At 47.9% G+C, this 18,806-nt stretch carries 18 protein-coding genes and 1 pseudogene; 7 read left to right on the top strand and 12 right to left on the bottom strand.

All coding sequences use genetic code 11. The annotated features are described in order from the left end of the window. Nucleotides 1-23: 23 nt before the first annotated feature. Complete coding sequence (locus tag GC098_RS20180) at nt 24-965, bottom strand: helix-turn-helix domain-containing protein (RefSeq protein ID WP_171645051.1); 942 nt, start codon at nt 963-965, stop codon at nt 24-26. A 209-nt stretch (nt 966-1,174) separates the two neighbouring features. Between GC098_RS20180 and GC098_RS20175 the strand changes: the two genes are divergently transcribed. Next, nucleotides 1,175-1,912, top strand: coding sequence for a ThuA domain-containing protein (locus GC098_RS20175; RefSeq protein WP_047678043.1), 738 nt, complete (start codon nt 1,175-1,177; stop codon nt 1,910-1,912). 244 nt (nt 1,913-2,156) lie between these two features. On the opposite strand, the gene GC098_RS20170 is transcribed toward GC098_RS20175, so the two are convergent. Then, nucleotides 2,157-2,315 (bottom strand): hypothetical protein, encoded by a 159-nt coding sequence (locus tag GC098_RS20170; RefSeq protein WP_171645050.1) that lies wholly within the window; start codon nt 2,313-2,315, stop codon nt 2,157-2,159. Between the two features lie 41 nt (nt 2,316-2,356). Then, on the bottom strand, nt 2,357-2,689 hold the full coding sequence (locus tag GC098_RS20165; RefSeq protein WP_171645049.1) for a winged helix-turn-helix transcriptional regulator: 333 nt from the start codon (nt 2,687-2,689) through the stop codon (nt 2,357-2,359). Between the two features lie 248 nt (nt 2,690-2,937). Here GC098_RS20165 and GC098_RS20160 point away from each other — a divergent pair. Then, a pseudogene (locus GC098_RS20160) lies at nt 2,938-3,132 on the top strand (MFS transporter); the annotation flags it as partial. Between the two features lie 89 nt (nt 3,133-3,221). Here GC098_RS20160 and GC098_RS20155 read toward each other — a convergent pair. The 3 genes from GC098_RS20155 to GC098_RS20145 all read right to left on the bottom strand — a co-directional run bounded on the left by GC098_RS20155 (nt 3,222) and on the right by GC098_RS20145 (nt 6,344). Continuing rightward, entirely contained in the window at nt 3,222-4,793 is a 1,572-nt protein-coding gene (locus GC098_RS20155; protein ID WP_246358752.1) for a HAMP domain-containing sensor histidine kinase, read from the bottom strand. Next, nucleotides 4,790-5,485, bottom strand: coding sequence for a response regulator transcription factor (locus GC098_RS20150; protein WP_171645048.1), 696 nt, complete (start codon nt 5,483-5,485; stop codon nt 4,790-4,792). The genes GC098_RS20155 and GC098_RS20150 overlap by 4 nt, the downstream gene beginning before the upstream one ends. Before the next feature lie 100 nt (nt 5,486-5,585). Beyond that, the gene (locus GC098_RS20145) at nt 5,586-6,344 is read right to left on the bottom strand and encodes a hypothetical protein (RefSeq protein WP_171645047.1); all 759 of its coding nucleotides are present in this window, start codon (nt 6,342-6,344) and stop codon (nt 5,586-5,588) included. 184 nt (nt 6,345-6,528) lie between these two features. On the opposite strand from GC098_RS20145, the gene GC098_RS20140 reads away from it, so the two are divergent. Beyond that, nucleotides 6,529-6,825 carry a Rieske (2Fe-2S) protein gene (locus tag GC098_RS20140; protein ID WP_171645046.1) on the top strand — a complete coding sequence of 99 codons (297 nt, stop codon included), beginning with the start codon at nt 6,529-6,531 and terminating at the stop codon, nt 6,823-6,825. Nucleotides 6,826-6,832: 7 nt separating this feature from the next. On the opposite strand, the gene GC098_RS20135 is transcribed toward GC098_RS20140, so the two are convergent. From GC098_RS20135 to GC098_RS20125, 3 genes are all read right to left on the bottom strand, one after another. Next, nucleotides 6,833-7,174 carry a YrdB family protein gene (locus GC098_RS20135; protein WP_246358751.1) on the bottom strand — a complete coding sequence of 114 codons (342 nt, stop codon included), beginning with the start codon at nt 7,172-7,174 and terminating at the stop codon, nt 6,833-6,835. A 230-nt stretch (nt 7,175-7,404) separates the two neighbouring features. Continuing rightward, a complete protein-coding gene (locus tag GC098_RS20130; protein WP_171645045.1) occupies nt 7,405-8,247 on the bottom strand; it encodes an SDR family oxidoreductase in 843 nt (280 codons plus the stop codon). A gap of 111 nt (nt 8,248-8,358) precedes the next feature. Beyond that, nucleotides 8,359-8,772 carry a MarR family winged helix-turn-helix transcriptional regulator gene (locus GC098_RS20125; RefSeq protein ID WP_171645044.1) on the bottom strand — a complete coding sequence of 138 codons (414 nt, stop codon included), beginning with the start codon at nt 8,770-8,772 and terminating at the stop codon, nt 8,359-8,361. Nucleotides 8,773-9,015: 243 nt separating this feature from the next. On the opposite strand from GC098_RS20125, the gene GC098_RS20120 reads away from it, so the two are divergent. Together GC098_RS20120 and GC098_RS20115 are read left to right on the top strand one after the other, a co-directional pair. Next, complete coding sequence (locus GC098_RS20120; protein ID WP_171645043.1) at nt 9,016-11,232, top strand: ATP-binding protein; 2,217 nt, start codon at nt 9,016-9,018, stop codon at nt 11,230-11,232. 2 nt (nt 11,233-11,234) lie between these two features. Then, the gene (locus GC098_RS20115; RefSeq protein WP_312880234.1) at nt 11,235-11,930 is read left to right on the top strand and encodes a response regulator transcription factor; all 696 of its coding nucleotides are present in this window, start codon (nt 11,235-11,237) and stop codon (nt 11,928-11,930) included. Between the two features lie 589 nt (nt 11,931-12,519). Here the strand turns inward: GC098_RS20115 and GC098_RS20110 are convergent. From GC098_RS20110 to GC098_RS20100, 3 genes are all read right to left on the bottom strand, one after another. Then, nucleotides 12,520-13,692 (bottom strand): YncE family protein, encoded by a 1,173-nt coding sequence (locus GC098_RS20110; protein ID WP_171645042.1) that lies wholly within the window; start codon nt 13,690-13,692, stop codon nt 12,520-12,522. Nucleotides 13,693-13,785: 93 nt separating this feature from the next. Beyond that, nucleotides 13,786-15,261, bottom strand: a complete 1,476-nt coding sequence (locus GC098_RS20105; RefSeq protein WP_171645041.1) for an S-layer homology domain-containing protein — start codon at nt 15,259-15,261, stop codon at nt 13,786-13,788. Between the two features lie 286 nt (nt 15,262-15,547). Continuing rightward, nucleotides 15,548-16,159, bottom strand: a complete 612-nt coding sequence (locus tag GC098_RS20100; RefSeq protein WP_171645040.1) for a biotin transporter BioY — start codon at nt 16,157-16,159, stop codon at nt 15,548-15,550. 118 nt (nt 16,160-16,277) lie between these two features. On the opposite strand from GC098_RS20100, the gene GC098_RS20095 reads away from it, so the two are divergent. Continuing rightward, on the top strand, nt 16,278-17,117 hold the full coding sequence (locus GC098_RS20095; protein WP_171645039.1) for an ATP-binding cassette domain-containing protein: 840 nt from the start codon (nt 16,278-16,280) through the stop codon (nt 17,115-17,117). Next, nucleotides 17,108-18,781: an ATP-binding cassette domain-containing protein gene (locus GC098_RS20090; protein ID WP_171645038.1), complete on the top strand. Its 1,674-nt coding sequence runs from the start codon at nt 17,108-17,110 to the stop codon at nt 18,779-18,781. The genes GC098_RS20095 and GC098_RS20090 overlap by 10 nt, the downstream gene beginning before the upstream one ends. Nucleotides 18,782-18,806 lie beyond the last annotated feature (25 nt).

The following is an 18,806-nucleotide window of genomic DNA, read 5'->3' as shown; positions in this document are numbered from 1 at the left end:
CTCCCATGGAGGCTTTAAGCGCGCTAGTCCGCTTGCGCAAGCAGAGGCGTCAGCCCTGATTGACTGCGCATGCGTTGTTTAAATTCTTTGGGCGAGCATTGATTATGACGCTTAAACAGCTTGTAGAATTGCGCCATATTCAGTATGCCTACTTCAAAGCTTACTTCCATAATGCTGAGGTCGCCTGTGAGAAGGAGACGCTCGGCTTTTTTGATCCGCTTGTAATTAACGTAATCGACGAAGGATATCCCCATCACCTTTTTGAAATACTTAATAAAGTAATGATAGCTCAAATTGAGCACACTGCACATGTCTTCAACCGAAATCCGTTCGCTCAGATGCTCGTCGATAAAGTCTAGTGCCGGACGCACGCGAGAAATGCCAGAGTCCTCGGCAAGAGCCGAGAAATCTCGGTTGTCATTGCGCAGCATCAAGAGTAAGAGATTTTTGATCGCTGCACTGATCGCCAACTCGTACCCAATCTTACGGGATTGCGACTCTTCGTAAATCTGCATGATGAAGTTGTAAGCAGCTTGCTTGACGGCTGTATTGCCTTGAAACAGCTCATTAAATTGCTCAAGTGGATGAGTAAGTTCCGAAAAGCAGTGCAGGTAGGGCATGGTGCTAAGGTCAAAGTGCTGCTTTAGATCAATCTGAAAAACGATCTGTCTCAAGGCATCCGCTGAATGCTTATACGTACGATGCGGCTGGGAAGAGCCCAAGACCATGACATCTCCAGGGGCCATCACCGTAAAATCGTGCTTCGTTTGGATGCCGAGTTGACCTTCTATGACCACAAGAAATTCAACTTGCATATGTGAATGCCAACGCCAAGGAGTAGGAGGCCCGAACTGCGGGGTATCAGAACTCATTTCCCATATTTTCAAGAAGAGCAATGGGTTCTGGTAAATGACTTCTTCATTAACAATCTCGGTGAAGGTGCTAGAGCTATATATAGGGTCCATGGATATGTATACCTCACTACTGTAAAAGACATTTTTGAATACGTAAAAAGTGGTGAAATGTAAGGTTTATCAGTAATGAGTATATCATTGTTTGAAGAGGAAGGACACTATTGAATAAGAATTAGGCAGGATCTTGCCTTTATTTTCGGCGAGGGAGTGACTATACTCAAAAGTATGAATGAATACGCTACCCTGGAGGGAATAAGAAGATGAGTCAGAAGCTTAGAGTAACGGTTTGGAACGAGTTCCGTCATGAAAAAGAAAACGAAGTCGTACGCGCAGCGTATCCAGATGGTATCCATACGGCGATTGGTGAAGGTTTGAGCGGAGCCGTTGATGTCACGTATGCGACATTAGATGATGCTGAACACGGCTTGTCCGAAGAAGTTTTGAATAATACAGATGTACTCATTTGGTGGGGACATAAGGCACATAACGAAGTGCAGGACGAGATCGTAGACCGCGTTCAAAAACGTGTATGGCAAGGCATGGGGCTTATCGTGCTGCACTCCGGACACTTCTCCAAAGTGTTCAAAAAGCTAATGGGCACTTCTTGTGACCTCAAATGGCGTGAAGCTGATGAGAAGGAACGTCTTTGGGTTGTTGCTCCTGGCCATCCAATCGTTGAAGGCATCGGTGAGTACATCGATCTTGAAGCAGAGGAAATGTACGGTGAGCACTTTGATATCCCTCAGCCGGACGAGCTGATCATGGTTTCTTGGTTCGAAGGCGGCGAAGTTTTCCGCAGCGGTTGCACGTTCAATCGCGGAAATGGGAAAATTTTCTACTTCCGTCCTGGGCACGAGACGTACCGTACGTACTACAATGAGCAAATCCGCCGCGTTATCAGCAATGCGGTTCACTGGGCGGCTCCATCCACACGCGAGTATCCGAAATATGGTAACCACAAGCCGCTTGAAGAGATCAAAGCAAAAGTCAAAGCTTAATAGTGAAATGATACGAATGCTCCCGGTTATCGGGGGCATTTTTTGCTTTGCGATGGTTGCTAGTATCCATGAGGACTTCCGCCATCAGGAGGGGTCATTTTTTTGGCAGTTGTTCTTAACGGAACGACGGTTCGTATAAAGGAGTCTACCTTTGGTAGAAGGCTGCATATATCCGTGAAGCGGTTACCAGCTCTAAAACCATTAGAAAGAAGACCACCCTCTGGATGGTCTTCAATAGAATCGCTTATTTCTTTATAAGATTCAACTTAAGAGCCTGCTCCTCAGTTAATATAAACTCCTCCTGAGGCCATATTTCCTCATCTTTATCTCTCCCGAAGAGACGAAGTATCTCTGCCCAGACCCCTTTTTCCATGGCTTCCGAAGCTGAAATCATGATCTTCAAAGCAAACACCTCCTGGGATTAGTTACTTGTATCACCTTAGCTTAATGAGTTAGTATGGGAGCCATATCTTTTTCTTTCATATGCTGCTCCCCCCAGTTGCACATGGCATCCAGAATGGGTTTGAATGACCAACCATAATCGGTCAAGGAGTAGACCACTTTCGGTGGCACTTGATCATAACTTGTTCTTTTCACCATTCCGTCTTGTTCCAACTCGCGTAATTGTTGGGTAAGCATCTTCTGGGTAATTTCGGGCATTAACCTTTTTAACTCACTTGTTCGTTTGTCCCCTTTGTCCAAATGGCACAGGATGACGACCTTCCATTTACCACCGATCACATCAAGCGTGGCTTCAACTGGAATATTATAGGGCATAAAGGTAAACCTCCTTTTGAAAATAAGGGTACTATATAGTACCTATATACCTTAAATGTATCTATACTACTTCAAAGTGCGTACTTATCAAAAAGTTCTTATACAAATATAATAGCACTCAGAGCCGAAATGTTAAAGGGTAGAGCCGTTCATTCGCACAGTCCGCTACTATACAAAAAGAAACATCGAATTCAGGGAAATGGGCGCTTCTTGCCCTTGCCATCAGTGCATTCGGTATTGGGACAACAGTTCCATCCGCAGTAGATGTGGCTTCAGCCCTCAATATAGGGGCCTTCAACATCGGATTTGCCATTGGCTCTATAATTGGCGGTGTGGTTGTAGGCTCTATGGGACTTGTGCATACGCCATGGATTGGGGGACTGATGGTTTTAGTTGCCGTCTTACTCACTGGTATTTCCGCCAAGCTCGAAAAAAAATCATAATCGTCCCATTTAGATGAGCATCTATGGAACAATGGAAGAAAGCACAAGCGATCAGGAATCGGTTTCCTGTTGCTTGTGCTTTTTTGTCTTTATGAAACTTTTGGGACGCTAGTTTTGTCCGCATGCTTTCCTGGTTCGATATAAAAGGATACGCCATTTCTCTGGTTCGCCGCGCGAACCGTCATGCCGTGATGGTCCATAATTTGTTTCACAATGGCGAGGCCAAGTCCGAATTGGCCATCGCCACCGGAGCGGAAGGGCTCAAACAGGCTGTCCGCGATGGCTTGATCAAGAAGCGGGCCATCATTACTTATACAAAACTCAGATAAGGAGGGTTGCCCTTTTATCGCATTTGCATTGTCGAGTAACTGTGATTTGATCAAGACACGAATGCAGCTTTTGGCATAGCGGAGCTGGTTGTCGAGCATATTTTCCAAGGCTATTTTCCACTGTTCCTGGTCACCAAGTAGTGTGGTGTGAGGAGCGAGATCCATCTCCCACTTGATTTCTGGACGACGATACCGCAGTCGCTCAACCACATCTTCAATGACTGCATTAATCTCAAAAGGCTGAAAAGGCTTCTCTCGGGCCGTTAAATAGTTCAATTTATTCAGCAGCAGCAAGTCACGAATCCGCTTCTCCAACCGCTCGCCCTCTTTCATAATAACGCCAACGCTTTCATTGAGGGTTCCCTTTGGATAAACGCCGTCTTGTATGGATTGCGCATAGCTGCGAATCACCATCACAGGCGTCTTCAGCTCATGAGACGTGTGCTGCAGGAAGAACTGCTGCGCCCGATCTTGGCGCACTAACCGCTGCCGCATGGATTCAATCGCTTTGGCTAGCCGGCCAATCTCATCCTTGCGGCTTGTTGAGATAGGCTCGTGCCAGTCACGTTCAGCCATTCGCCCGACATGGCGCTCCATCTGAACGAGTGGACGTGTGAAGTAGCGAGCAATTCCCAGACAGGGGAGCCAGCTAATGACAATAAGACCTACCATCAGCAGCATGAGCCGGCCAAACATCGTCATCACGAGATCGTTACGATAGTTTCCCCAAGCATACGAGACGATGAAGTTGGGCTTCGTTAGATCACCTTCTTTTCGAATCACATAGAAGATACTCTTATTCTCAATACTCCGTGTATATTTTTCTACGGGCAGTTGTTGTGCGAAGGCATCATGCTCCATAGCCTGCATGAAGGGCTCGCTTATGGTAGCGCTCGAAGCAAATGTTTGATTGCTGGCAGCAGTACCGCTTATCATGAAATGCTGAATCGCGGGTCCGCTCAATGTCGTCGCTTGAAGAGGCGAGATTGCTCGTATCCCCAAAGTTTCATTAGGGAGGATATTGCTTGTTTCATTGGGGTCCATTTTCGGTACGACCAAAATGCGCTTGTCCATAGGTATGCCCTGTACAAAACTGGGAACCGGAAGTTGAATGATTGGCTCCGCGGGGATTGCCAAAGTTGATGCTTTGCTGCTTTCCACACGAAGACCGCTCTGAGTATCGAGTAAAATATCATACAACTGCTCAGTGAAAAATCCCTTCAATGTCCAAGGAAGCAGAATGGCGAGCAGCGTAAAAATCAAAAGTGTTAAGGAGGCGAACGCCCCCCATAGCTTAACCGCAAGAGGCCAATTTCCCAGACGCATTCTCATGCTTTCACCATCCTATATCCGTAACCATATACGGTTTCAAGTCGCAATTCCGGCAGCTTCCGGCGTAATCTTCGCACCAAATCGTCGACGACACGATCCGTACCGAAGTAATCGATGCCCCAGACAGCGGTAAGCACCTGCTGACGTTCAAGCACCTGTCCATGGTGGTTCACCAGGTAAAGCAGCAGCTCGAATTCCTTCGACGTAAGCTCCGGATTCGTTCCATCGGCGTCGGTCACGATGCGGCCTTGCTCATCGATCAGATAGGGTCCAACGGTCAGTTTCACGCGGCGTTCTTGGGCGGCTGCCAGCGATCCACCAAGACGTTCCCCATAGACACGTTCAAGCAATTTACGTGTGCGAATCACGAGTTCCCGCGGTAAAAAAGGCTTGGCCAGATAATCATCACTGCCTAGCTCCAGTCCTATAATCCGATCAATATCTGCATCCCGCGCGGAGATAAAGATAACAGGCTGCATCGGTTGATCCGCCTTGATTTCCCGCATCAGTTGATAACCATCTACGCCGGGCAGCATAATATCGAGGACCCACAAGTCCGGCCGCTCCGAGATTGCTTCTCGGGCTGAGGTTCCATCGGGGAACGAGCGCACTTGCCACCCCTCTTTCTCTAAATATGCTGCCAGGACGCCTCTTAAATCCTCTTCATCTTCTACCAGATAAATGTGATACATTTGCATAATCTCCTACTCTCCTGATTACATAGGGAAAAAGTGGAGCCGATCCGCTTAAAAATGCGATCGGTTCCACTAGATTCAAACAGCTAAACAATCTTTATTTCTCAGCGGGTGCTGGAATTTCTGTTTTCAATTTCTTCGTCAACTCGCGAAGCTCTTCGGTTTGCTTCACATAATCCTTCAACAATTCAGGCAATAGGCTTTTAATCGCCGCGGTATCATCAGCTTCCACCGCTTCTGTTAATTTCTGCTGGCGTTTGAAAGATTCCGGTAGCTCCGCTTTCATTATATCACCAGCTACAGCACCCTCAAGTGGAAGTGCTTGGGTAACCAGTTGTTTGATCATGATATCTTTGGTAGGCGGCGTTATAACACCATCTGAATTGATAGCAACAGAAGGAAGGGCAGGAACGGCAGTAACGGAATCTGTGAGCCCCTCCAATTGAAGCGCATCGTCTTCAGTCAGGACTTTCTCCTCTGTTTTACCAGTCTCAGCATCTTTTTTAAAGATCACTTTTTTAGCAAAAGTAGGCTTTGGAAACTCATTTTCTACCTGTTTGCGATCTTCCAACGCTTTCTTCCAGTCGGATAAAGTTTCTGGTGAATAGGTACTGGCAAGCAGTTTCCAGTAGTTTCGCTCATGCGATGGCTGCATTAGTAGACCTGAGCTAGCACTAGTCGCACGGAACATCATGGCTGGTTTACTGCCTTCAGGTTGTGAGATTTGAATACCTTGAATCAATTTCGTATCTTTGTTCGTGTCTGCTGCGGATGCAGTTACGGCTCCGAATGCGATAGTTGCGATTACGGCTAGCAGGCTAGTTTGAGCTGCGCGTTTTTTCCATTGTGTTTTCATTTTAGAAAACTCCTCTCGGTTATATGTAGCTTGTAGGGAATGTTAGTCATTTCCCTTACACTCTTACTGTACCGAAAGATTATGGACATCCTATCGTAACATTGTGGGAAATTATGTGTAGAAGCCTTTGGATTGCGATAAACTGTTAAGACGGAGTAATCAACATTTTGCTAGGAGGATTAGGATGAAAGAAATTGAACTGGGTCCGGAACAACGATTCACAGATCTACCCGCAGAAGTTGAGATTGAAAACCAAAAGTACTGGATTTTGAAAAACGACGAACCAGATAGCTACCGTTTAGTGTCGCGCAAATGTCCGCATGCTGGGGGAATGGTAGAAGAGGAACGTGGAGAGCTGGTATGTCCCTTACATGGTTGGGAATTCGATTCTCATACAGGTGTGTGTCTGAACGTGCCTTCGAAAAGTCTAACTGCGTTTACCGTTATTGTAAAAGATGGGCTGCTCGTCGCCCAAATGTGACCGCGATTTATTGATCCCAGAGGAACTTCAGAATGCGATGAAGAATGTAAAAAAGAGCGAAACAAATAGCGAGAGAATGTTTGCCGGTTACATAAAGGGCTATAATGGCAACTGCGAAAATAACGAGTTCGATGAAAAATTGAAGAGGCTGAGAGACGGTTATTGAAGCTTTCGGTGAAACGAACATGCCCCATAGGATGGCTGCCAGCAGCGGAGTGCCAATGCCCAGAACGCCTTTGAGCAGCCCTCCTTTGCCAACGTGAAATCCCCAATAACTAAGGGAAGCAAGGATGCAAAGTTCTAACAGAAAACGTAAGCCTAAATTGGCGGCTTTCATCACGATCATCATGATAACAACACTCCCTTTCACGGGCAAACTAATTATAATAATATATTAACTAATGTTATTAGTTTATGCAATTTTTTTTTTGGATTCAAGGATAAACGACTCCGTCGTCCTTCTGGGACGAGCGCGTTTGTCAAGGTAGATGCGAAGCAAAAGTATAAATCTTATACTTTCTTATCTACTGAAAAATACCACTGCAGAACGTTGTGACGTTCCGAAGTGGTATTTGATTTTTACCTATTCAAATGCAGTTTACGAGTGTTGAGCATGCCGTCCAGACCAGTGGGATCTTGACTCACTTTATATTGGACGAAAGCTTCCGCAGCTTCCGATGTTCGAATGCGTAATGGCTTCGGATCCAGCTCCGTGACTAATTTAACCATCACCTCTGCAACCGATTCTGACGTTTGAGGCACCAAATTCCGCTTGGTGAAGGTGTCCAAATACTGCGTGATAATCGGCTTATATTCATCTTCTAGAATGCCGCCGGTTTTTTGAACGTGACCGAGGACGGTGCTGTTAAAATTGGTTGCAATCGCGCCGGGCTCAAGCAGCGTAACATCGATATTAAATGTGGGCTTGTAGTAGGTTGCTAAACTTTCTAACAAACCCTCAACGGCAAATTTAGCCGCGCAATAAATCTCATTAAAGGGTTGCCCGACCAAGCCGCCAACACTTGTTGTTGCAATCAGATGTCCAGCATCTGACTTGCGAAGCAGCGGAAGCCCTGCGCGAATCGTATGCATAACTCCATAAACATTCGTATCAAAAACGTTATGAATCTCCTCCATAGTCGCTTGCCCCAAGGCTCTCAAAAATCCAAAGCCCGCATTACAGAACAAAACGTCAAGGTGACCGTGGTTCTTTTCGATAACGGCAAATGCATTTTCCATAGATTCAGGGCTGGTGACTTCCATTTCGATAAAATGAAGATTAGCCTGATGGCCGTATTTCTCTTGATCACGCTCCACGTTGCGCGTTCCTGCGTAAACCGTCCAACCAATCTCAGAAAATTGCAGTGCAGTCGCTAAGCCTATACCCGATGAGGCTCCGGTGATCGCTATAATTTTATTCAATCAAAACACTCCTTATGTGTTTATGTTTTAAACTGTTTATTAATTAAACAATATATTGATTAAACAAATTAGTCAAGATGAAAATAAAAAATCCCAACAGGAACGTTGGGATTATAGTGGCAATTTTTCTAAAAGCTGTTTGAGCGCAGCCAATTCTTCCTTGGAATAGCTGGTAAATAGCTGTTCGATTTTTTTATTGTACGCAGCTAAGATGCTAATTATCAGTTCATTTCCTTTATCCGTCATTTGAACGAGCTGACTTCTGCGACTAGTGGGATGCGGCTTGCGGATGACCAAACCCTGCAATTCCAATTTATCTAACAGCTGAGTGATAGCGCCTCTGGTTAGCCCGAATTCATTCGAGATATCCACCGCGATGCACTCAGGGTGTTTGCGCAGAAACTCCAAGACATACATCATAATCGGTGAAATCTGAAAGTGAGGCAGCACCTGCATCAAATAAGAGGAGATGACATTTTTAATTTCGCGAAATTTGGTCGTAATCAACTCTAGGTCATTTTCCATAAGAAGCCGCCCTTTTTTGTTTAGTTTCTATACATTTCTATACATTATAACAAAAAAGTGACCCACAGCAACGGGCCGCGGGTCTAAGTATATATTTTAAAGGGGGGTCGAACTTTATTATAAGCTTACTTCATTAAAATCAGATGAATTTCAGATTTCATTTTCATTACATTTTTGCTAATGGTAAAATAGAGCTAATGAACACATCTAAGAATAGTGCTGCTAGAGCGGAGGAACCCTGTTTTGAAACATTATTCTATGCGATCGCATTTGACCATAACTTTCGCTATTATGGCGATGATTCCGATACTAATTCTAGGCAGTTTTCAAGTTTCTCAAATTACCCATATTACGCAGGAGTCCAATCAGAATCAGCGGCAGACAACCTATCGACTGGGGGATGCCATCCAAGATTACATGTACTATCATCGAAATGCGGTTGAAACGTTGGCTGCTACAATTTCGGCGTCTGATGCTGCCTTCCGTACACGCGAGAGCTTAACGCTAAAGCTGCAATCGCTGCAAGAAAACTTGGCAGGCTTCACGGGCATCTACGTTGTAGATCAAAATGGGATCATCAAAGCGACGCACACTGCAGCGAATGCTTCACTCATTGGCGCCGACGTCAAGGAGCGAGATTACACCAAACGTGTACAAGCCGCACAAAAGACCGTCATATCCTCGCTATTCCGGGGACCAGAAAGTTTGAATCAGTCGGCAGTCGCGATTGCTGTACCGATATATAAGGGAAATAAGCAAGCTGATGGCTTTGTGCTCGCCGTGCTCGAATTAGCTCCCATTAAGGAGCTCGTTACTAAATATGATTATGGCAAAGAAGCGTATCCAGTTGTTCTGGATCATGCGGGTAAACCCATCTATCATCCGAACGCAGCACTGACTGAATCCATGGCGGATTTATCGAAGGAGCCTGTTGCCGAAGATGCACGAGTCCAGCGACAGGGGGAAGGAACTTACCAATTAAGCACCTCCACTCACAAAGAACTGATTACCTATAAGGCCATTCCCGAAATCGATTGGATCGTGTGGGTAAGTAAGTCCAAAGCCGCAGTCAATGCTGCTTTCATCGAATCTCTCCGTATCACGATATTGCTGCTGGTGTTCACACTCATTTTGACCGTACTGCTAGGCAGTTTTCTGGCGAAACGGCTGAATGGAACCATTCATGCCTTGGTTGGCTACACGCAGCGTCTAGCAGGAGGCACCTTCGCCAAGCCGGACAGCAAAGTCGTTCCTCAGGGTTCACCTCTGGAACTACAATTGCTGGCTGATCATTTCTTCCGGATGGCTGAGCAAATTAAGGAAAATCAAGGAGCGCTGCTGCAGCTCAACAGTGAGCTTGAGAATCGTGTTGAGGAACGAACCCAGCGGCTGCAGGACGAGCATGCGACCTTAAATGCCGTTCTGGAAAGCATGTCCGATGCGGTTGTCCTGATCGACGTGAAGCATAATGTTGTGTATGCCAATCATCGGATGGCCGAAATCTTCGCAATTCCGATGTCGGAGTTGGGGGCAATGAATGAGGCTGCGCTGTTTGAAAGGATTGCTCTTTTGCTGCCCGAACGTCAAGACGAACTGCAGATGCTTACTGCTGAGCCGAGGGTGCAGGGTGCTTTTACGGTGAAATCCGAGCAGGGCAAAGAGCGCTTTATGATGGTTTCGGCGTTTCAAGTGGCTAGAGAAGGGCGAGTTTTTGGCCGCGGCTATGTGTGGCGTGATATGACCAAGGAGCATGAAATCGATGCGCTTAAGAATGATCTGATTTCCCTTGCATCCCATGAATTTAAAACCCCAATTACTAGTATACGCGGTGGTGTCGAGACGCTTCTTCGTGTGGATGCTCAGTGGGAAGAAAGCTTTAAACAGGAGCTGCTGGAGGGAATTCATGAAGACATCGGGCGCATTCAGGATCTGATCGATGAGTGGTTGGATATATCGAAGATCGAATCGGGTGCCATGCGGATCAATCCGCAGCCACTCCGATTGGAAGCAGTCGTGGAAAGCGCCAAAAGAAGGCTCCCGCAGCAAGCGAACTATGAGCATACCCAATTCGAGGTGCATCTGGCCGATGATATGCCTTTGGTCTACGCGGACAAGCTGCGCATGGAGCAAGTCCTCGTGAACTTGTTCACGAACGCAGTTCGCTATAACGAGCAGCATCCGATAATTCGAATTACCGCTGAAGCGGATGAGCGTTATGTTCATCTGGAAGTTCAAGATAATGGCATCGGGATATCTGCAGAGCAGGTGGATAAAATATTTGACCGCTTCTACCGAGTTGATGTGTCATCAAGCCGTCAAACCGGCGGGACCGGACTCGGTCTAGCGATCTGCAAGGGGATCATGCAAGCGCACGGCGGAGAGATCCGCGTATTGAGCAAGCCTGGTGAGGGAAGTACATTTATCCTCTCCATACCGAGCTTCCAAGGGAAGGAGAGCTGAAAGTGAACAAGAAGAAGATTATGATCGTTGATGATGAGCCGAAAATCGTGCGTTTCGTTGCAGCGAACCTCAAATCGTTGGATTTCGAAACATTGGCCTGCCAAAGCGGCGCTGAGGCGCTTGAGAAGATTGAGGGATTTGATCCGGATTTGATTTTACTTGATCTGATGATGCCGGGCATGGACGGATTCGACGTGCTCAAAAGGCTGCGCTCCTACTCCAGCGTACCAGTCATCATGCTGACTGCGCGAAGCAATGGGGCGGATAAAGTGCAGGGACTCAACCTAGGAGCAGACGATTATTTGACGAAGCCATTCTCATTAGATGAACTATTCGCTAGAGTGAATGCAGTTCTTCGCCGGATGGATGGCCGAATGGCGACGCCCGTCACAACGAGCGAGATCACGCTCGGACCCGTGACGGCTAATCTTGCTCAGCGTAGAATATGGCTGGGAGATATTGAGGTTAAGTTTACGGAGACCGAGTATAACTTGTTTGCTTTGCTCTTGCAGCATGCGGGCAAAGTTATGACCCATGAACAGCTGCTAAGTGAAATCTGGGGAAGTGAATACCGCGATGAAGTTGAATATTTGCGGGTCACGATAGCGAGAATTCGCCAAAAAATTAAGAGCCTTGCAGAGGGGCAGGAGATTATTGTCACCTACCCTGGGGTGGGCTACATGGCGAAGCATGGGTGAAGGAAGCATGCGGCCGTTTGCTAAGCAACTTCCCATAAAGCAAGATCCCATAGAAAAAGCCCCTTGCCCGTTTATCGGGTAAGGGACTTTTGGTTTTACATTACATGCAAAATAAACTGAGAGAGGCGAAATGGACTTCTCACTATCGGAAAAGTTACACGTCAGAGGCTGAAACGATGTTTTTTATCGCTAAAGTAGGTGTTTTCCGTTAAGAGGACAACTTTAGTGATGTAAAACATCATAAAAGAGTGTCTGAAGGCCATCATTTTGATGATAAAGCCGCTGAGACGATGATTTGCATCATTAAAGTTTATTTGTGCTGTGTTCGGCATCAAATAAGAGTCTCTGGAGACTCTTATTTCCCACCAATAGTCACTTTTTCTCGAAATAGAAGCTTCTAGGGGCTCTTATTTCCACGGAATGTTCCAGATTCACTGTGTTCGGCATCAAATAAGAGTCTCTGGAGACTCTTATTTCCCACCATTAGCTACTTTTTCTCGAAATAGAAGCTTCTAGGGACTCTTATTTCCGCGCAATGATCCAGATTATTTCAAGCTGGCATGAGACTATTTAACGATGAAAAACCACCTTACCGACTCAGCAGCTGCACATCCAAAGGGTAATCAGGGATCTCGAAGTCGCGGACTGCGCCAGACGCCAAGTCAACAACGGTCATGCCGTTCCAACCGGTATCGGCATAAGTAACGCCGCCTGTGAGGTAGGCGTAACGACCGTCTGCGCTGGTGGCGATCATTTGGTGCATACGGGCCAGAAGAATGATTTTCTCAGCATGAGTAGCTATGTCCAGCACTGTTAAGTTAGGCTTGCCGGTTGCGCTGCCGGCAGAGCCGATGCCGAAGATGAGCAGCTGTTTGCCGTCAGGTGTGAGGGCAACGCCCTCCTGATGCGTGTTGCCGGTTAGCGGCTTCGTCTCATACTTGCCGCTGACAGGGTCAAGAACGACGAGGCCGCGGCCTTGGTAAGGCAAAAGTAGACGGCCATCGGATCGAACCGCCGCATAATGGGGCTTCTCGAATCCGCCGCGACCATACGGAGCTACCTCAAGGGTGCGAGCTTTGTTACTGGCAAGATCGATAGCCGTCACGGAGTAAGAATCATGGTCGATGCTGTAAACTTCACGGCCATCAAGGCTGGCAATGACATCGAACGGTCGGATTCCGACGGTGACACTGCCTGTCATGGCGAGATTCTCCGTGTCCATGATTTCTAATTGGCTTCTGCTTCTGCCGGGTAAGTAAACACCTACATAGACGTATCGGCCGTCGGGCGACACAGCGATACCCATGCCGCCGGGACGATATTCGCCAAATTGAGGTTTACCTACATCTGCTTGGTAGGGCACGAGGGCTACGCGTCTACGTAACTGAGTATCCACCACAGCGATACCTTCCGCTGTTGATACATAGGCGCGATGATTAGGCCCTTCCGCAATAGCGAAAGGAGATTGACCGACGATGAGTTTCTCGAAGCTGCCGGAAGCTGGGTTTAAGAAAGATAGATAGTCACTTTTCGAGTGTGTAACCATCAAAATGGTTTCGGAAGCATCGGAAGGAGTGGTATTTATTGGTTTTGGACTAACGACAGGTGTTGTTGAAGGTACTGACGGTGTGGGAACAGGTGCTGAAGTTGCTGTGATGTTGGAACCAACGGCCGCGTCGGGACGTGACCCGCAGCCAATTAATAGAAGAAGCAGTGTGAGCGGAGTCAGTAATGTCAGGAATGAAAGGTTTTTACGTAACAAGGGAATTCACCTCGGATTTGTGGGATAGGGATAAATAATAGAACGAGAGCACCTCATTCAAGGTACCCTCGGATCTCTATCTTAATGTGAAGATTATTTTGTTAAAGTCAAAGTGACGCCTGTTGCATTAGACCATTTGCCTACTGGAGCAATGGTATAAGAAGTGCCTGGAACGAGTTGAGCGTTATTAAGAAGAGCGAAAGTACCTACAGCGCCTTTACGTGAAGTCAGCGTGTATTCAGCAGTTAACACAGTACCGTCAGTTGCGGTAAGTGTAACACGGCGGGAGACGAAAATTTCATCCTTAGGATCTTGCGAAAGAGTCACAGCAATGGTTTTCGTATCAACCGCGGCAGCAGATTGGATCGTCAATGGTGCGATTTCTTTGGCTGTAAAAGTTGGATTCGCGAGAGTAGCCCAGTCAGCCGAAACGGTATATTTGACACCAGCATGGAACGTTTCACCGTTAGGTAGGATAAACTTAGGTGCTTGTCGGCCATCAGTTGCTTGTGTGAATGGCAAGTAGTTCGCTGTCATTGTTGCGCCGCCCTCTGGGGTAATTTGCACCTGACGGTTACGCATGGATGAAAGAATTTGATACGTTTTGCCATTATAGGTGTTGTTTTCGTCAACGATGAATGAACCTGGGCGGCCTTTGCTGTAAGCAGCAATCACATAACCGTAATCAGCAACACCATCAGCCAAATGGGATTCAACTTCAAACAAATCACTCGCTACCTGCGCCGTGGATTTCAGGGCAATTTTTTCCGTGCTCGCTGTGAAAGTTCCAGCAGGCTTACCTTTATAAGTCAGCGTGTAAGTTGTCCCGACTTTTTGGGTAGGTACTGGTATGATGTAGGTGGATTTGGATCCTGTTTTTAACCGTGGAACATTATTGATCGCTAGGCCGTTGTCAAAAACAAAGTTTTTGGACGCTTGATCCAGTTCCAATTCTGCCGCCGGAATAGGTGCCGAGAAAGTAACTTGCAGTGTTATGGCATTCAAAGCTTGGAGCTTAGTCACTTGAATAGGAGCTAATTGCTGCGCTTCAAAGATAAGAAGAGCGGCTTGACCACGAGTCACTTGACTGCCTGTGATAGATGCAAAGCTTGGCAGCTTTTCTACCGCTGTTTTTTCAACTTTTAACACGTTCGCAATCAAGTCAGCAAGTTGATCGGAAGTGATGGATTGACCTCCCCGGAATTGTCCGGAAGTATCTTTCATGGCACCTAGAGTCTCAAGGGCAACTGCATAGGAATAGAACCAATCGCCTTTCGTTACATCGTTAAAATGGTTGGCTGCAGCTGGGTCCATGCTCACATGAAGCGCTAATGCGACTATTTTGGCAACCTCTGCGCGAGTCACAGTCTGATTCGGTTTGAAGGTGTTATTCTCATACCCGGATACAACTTGCTGCTGTGCTAATTGTTCGATCGCTGTTTGAACTTGAGCTGTGTTGGCAGAATCCGTGAAAGGACTAGCTGCTAGTGCATTGAACGGAAGAATGGCTGATAAACCTACGGTTGCTGTGATCGTTAATGCGGCTAATGTCTTTTTGCTGTTTTTCATATATAACACTCCTATTCGATGATGTTTGGATTGCGCTGTTGTTTGCATCGTGCTGTTGTCTACAAGAACTAGCTTACACGTCAGGGCATTACAATCGAATAAAAATTCCGTGCTGCACATTACAAAATCGTAAAAATTTGATATCCCCACTCGGAAAAGCAAAACAAAAAACGGCCTTCCAGCTGTAAAAGATTTGAGTATGTGCTCAGATCTTCTACGGCTGTAAGGCCGTTGTTCGTTAATTTTTAGTTAGGTGAACGGTCCCACCTTCATGGAAACTAGAGTCTTAAACGCTAAGATCTGTAGGACTATTACTTTTAACCACGCTATGTGAAGAGGAACCCGTAAGTCTTTGTGGCGGAAATACTTGGCGAACAGGAGCAATGATGAGTGCTGCAACCACGGCTTTGATAGCATCCCCTAGTAAGAATGGATAGCACGCTGCTGCCATAGCTTTGGCGAATGTATAAGTTGGTACTTTGTACATTAACCAAGGAACTCCAGCCAGATATAGAATGAGAGAGCCGAATACTTCAAGGACAAAGAATGCTGCGATGTATCCCATGATGCCATTCATCCGTATACGAGGTAAAATAAGACCGATAAGCATGGCCGAAATAGGCCAAATCATAATGAAGCCGCCAGTAGGTCCGAGGACGACACCTAAACCGCCATTCCCGTGAAGCAGGGGAAAGCCGATGGCTGTGAGGACGACAACGAGTGCCATACTAAGGAATCCATAGCGTGCTCCCAGAAGTCCGCCAGCCAGCATAACCGCGAGTGTTTGCAATGTAATAGGCACGGGTGTCATAGGAAGAGAAATTTTCGCAAAGCTGAATAAAACGAGAATAGCGGCAAATAGTGCACTAAAAACAACGCCGCGTAGAGTGAGTTTCATATTGTTCATCGCTCCTGTTTCTGTTATTGTTGATGTATTGTCAACCAACTTGATCAACAATGGTTAACAATTCAGATGATAGCACATCTTTTGTGAAAGTGAAAGGAACATTTTACATATGGCAAACAGTGAGACTTTAGCTTCTTTGGAGAAAGCCTCCGTGATCTATCGAACAGAATCGGGAGAAGGAAGGCAAGTGTGGTCTGATGTCTCCATGGATATTCATCAGGGTGAGTGGATTGTAGTTATAGGACCCAATGGCAGCGGCAAAAGCACACTAGCCAGCGTATTACTGGGCTTAAGTCCGCTCTCTGATGGGCAGTTCGTGCATAAACAAAACCAGCATAGGCTAACCCGAGGTGTGCTGCAAATACCGGATGCCCAGTTTGTTGGAGATACGGTTCAGGAAGAGCTTGACTACCTGCCGGATGGGCAGAATTTAAGCACAGAAGCACGTAAAGAATGGTACATTGAAACCTTGTCTGCCGTTGGACTGACGATCCCGATCGAGCGTACGCTTAACACGTTATCCGGTGGGCAAAAGCAGTTGGTGAATCTCGCAGCAGCGCTTGCTGCTCAACCAAAGATTCTTGTATTAGATGAGCCGACCGCGATGCTGGACCCTGCGGCAAGGAAGGAAGTACGCCAAGCGGTACGTGAAGCGAATAAACGTGGGATGACGATTGTGTGGATTACCCATCGTTTGGAAGAGTTGGCGGATGCCACCCGTGTCGTTGGTTTTGGAGAGGGACGGATAAGCTTTGATGGGGAGCCGAGAGCGTTTTTTTATGGAGAAGGGGGAGAATTACCGGTCATGACACCATGTATGGAATTAGGGTTTGATCCGCCTTTTGTGGTCAAGACAGCCATTGGTCTACTGCAGCAAGGTTGTCAGCTTGACCTCCTCCCGCTAGATATGGAAGAGCTGGCTAAGGCGGTGGCAACCTTATGTCCATAGCTCTGCAGGACATTCGGGTAGATGCTCCGGATGACCCTAACAATCAACTGCTGAAAGATATCAACTTCACCTTGTCGGAAGGATCGCTGACCTTGTTGATTGGTCATACGGGTTCTGGGAAATCAACACTGCTGCAGGTCATGGCCGGTATTCTGGAACCAACCTTAGGAACGATTACCCTTGATGAGCAGCCATTGTGGCACAAACGGAAAGTAGACCAAGCCCATCTTCTGCGTCTAGGTCTGATATTTCAATTCCCCGAGCAGCAGCTGTTCGCGCGCAGTGTACGCCAAGAATTCGCGTACTCCTTGCGTCCTTACCGGCTCGGGGCGAACGAACGCGAGCGCCGCATTCGCGTTGCTTGCTCTGATCTCGATCCACGTGGCGTCATCGCCATGGATCGCTCGCCTTTCTCGCTGAGCGGCGGCGAGCAGCGCCGGCTCGCGCTGGCCACAACCTTCGCCACTGCGCCGGATTGGCTCCTCATGGATGAGCCAACTGCCGGCTTAGAGGCGGCAGCCGTCCGCGAATTGCTGCGCATCATTCGCGTGCGCGAGCGTGGCGGCTTCGTCATCGCCACGCACGACCTGGACACGTTCTTTCCGCTAGCGGACCGTGTCCTCGTTCTAGACCGCGGCGCGCTCGTCTTCGACGGCTCGCCGGAAGAGCTTTGCCGCGCGCCGGAGGTGCTGACGCGCGCGGGGGTCGGCCTCCCGAGCTGCGTGGAGGCCGCTATAGAGCTGGCGCGCTATGGCATCGCCATCGCGCCGGACCGGCTCACGCCGGCGCTTGCCGCGCCGGCGATCGCAGAGGCGCTGCGCGAATGCGCCAGCGCCAGCCCTAGGCCGGCGCCGCAAGCGGAAGCGCCGATCCAGCAGGCCACGCGCGAAGCGGGCGTGGCCTCGAAGCCGCCGCAGGCCGCGATGCTGCGGCTCGACCCGCGCGCGAAGTGGCTGCTCTACCTGCTGCTCGTCATCGGGACGATGCAGCAGCAGCAGTGGAGCGGCCTCGCGGCAGCCATGCTGCTCCTCAGCCTCGCGTTTCTCGGCCTCCCGCGATCCGTCCTTCGCGGCAGCATGAAGATCGCCCTGCCATTCCTGATCTTCATGTTCATTTCGATCCTTCTGGCAGGGCTGGACTGGTCAACCGCTGAAGGGCAGTTTCCGCTTGGTTTCTCGTCGGAGCGTGGCTGGAGCACGGCACTCACGTTGACACGTTTGTTTCTCGTCCTCATGGCAGGCTATTGGCTAGCCGTTACGACGCCTTATGGTCAGCTCGTGCAAGGGCTCAATTGGGCCTTGAAATATTTCCGCAAAGTTAAGCTGCCGGTTGAATCGTTTTCTTTGGCCGTTTCCTTGATTTTCCGCTTCATTCCGCTCATCCTGCGGGAGTGGCAGCGGTTCTCAGCCATCGTAAGAGCCAGAGGCAAAGCATCAATCCGACCGGGGATTGTTCGTTCACGAGATATCCCGGCGCTGGTCGTCCCCTTGCTGCTCGCTATGTTTCATAAGGCAGAGCAAATGACCATTGCGATGGAACTGAAAAAAATCGACGGCAAACAGCTGCTGCTGAGGAAAAACACTTTACAGTGGCGAGGTATGGACACCATTCTCGTTATCACGGGCATTCTTTGTTTTTCATTACTAATGTACATGCAATCATAATTTCCGGGGGCTGTCCCAAATGTAG

Origin of the sequence: Paenibacillus phytorum (assembly GCF_013141715.1) — a bacterium.
Classification (GTDB): domain Bacteria; phylum Bacillota; class Bacilli; order Paenibacillales; family NBRC-103111; genus Paenibacillus_E; species Paenibacillus_E phytorum.
Note: the sequence above shows the minus strand (reverse complement) of the source record. Positions and strands in the feature narration are given on the sequence as shown.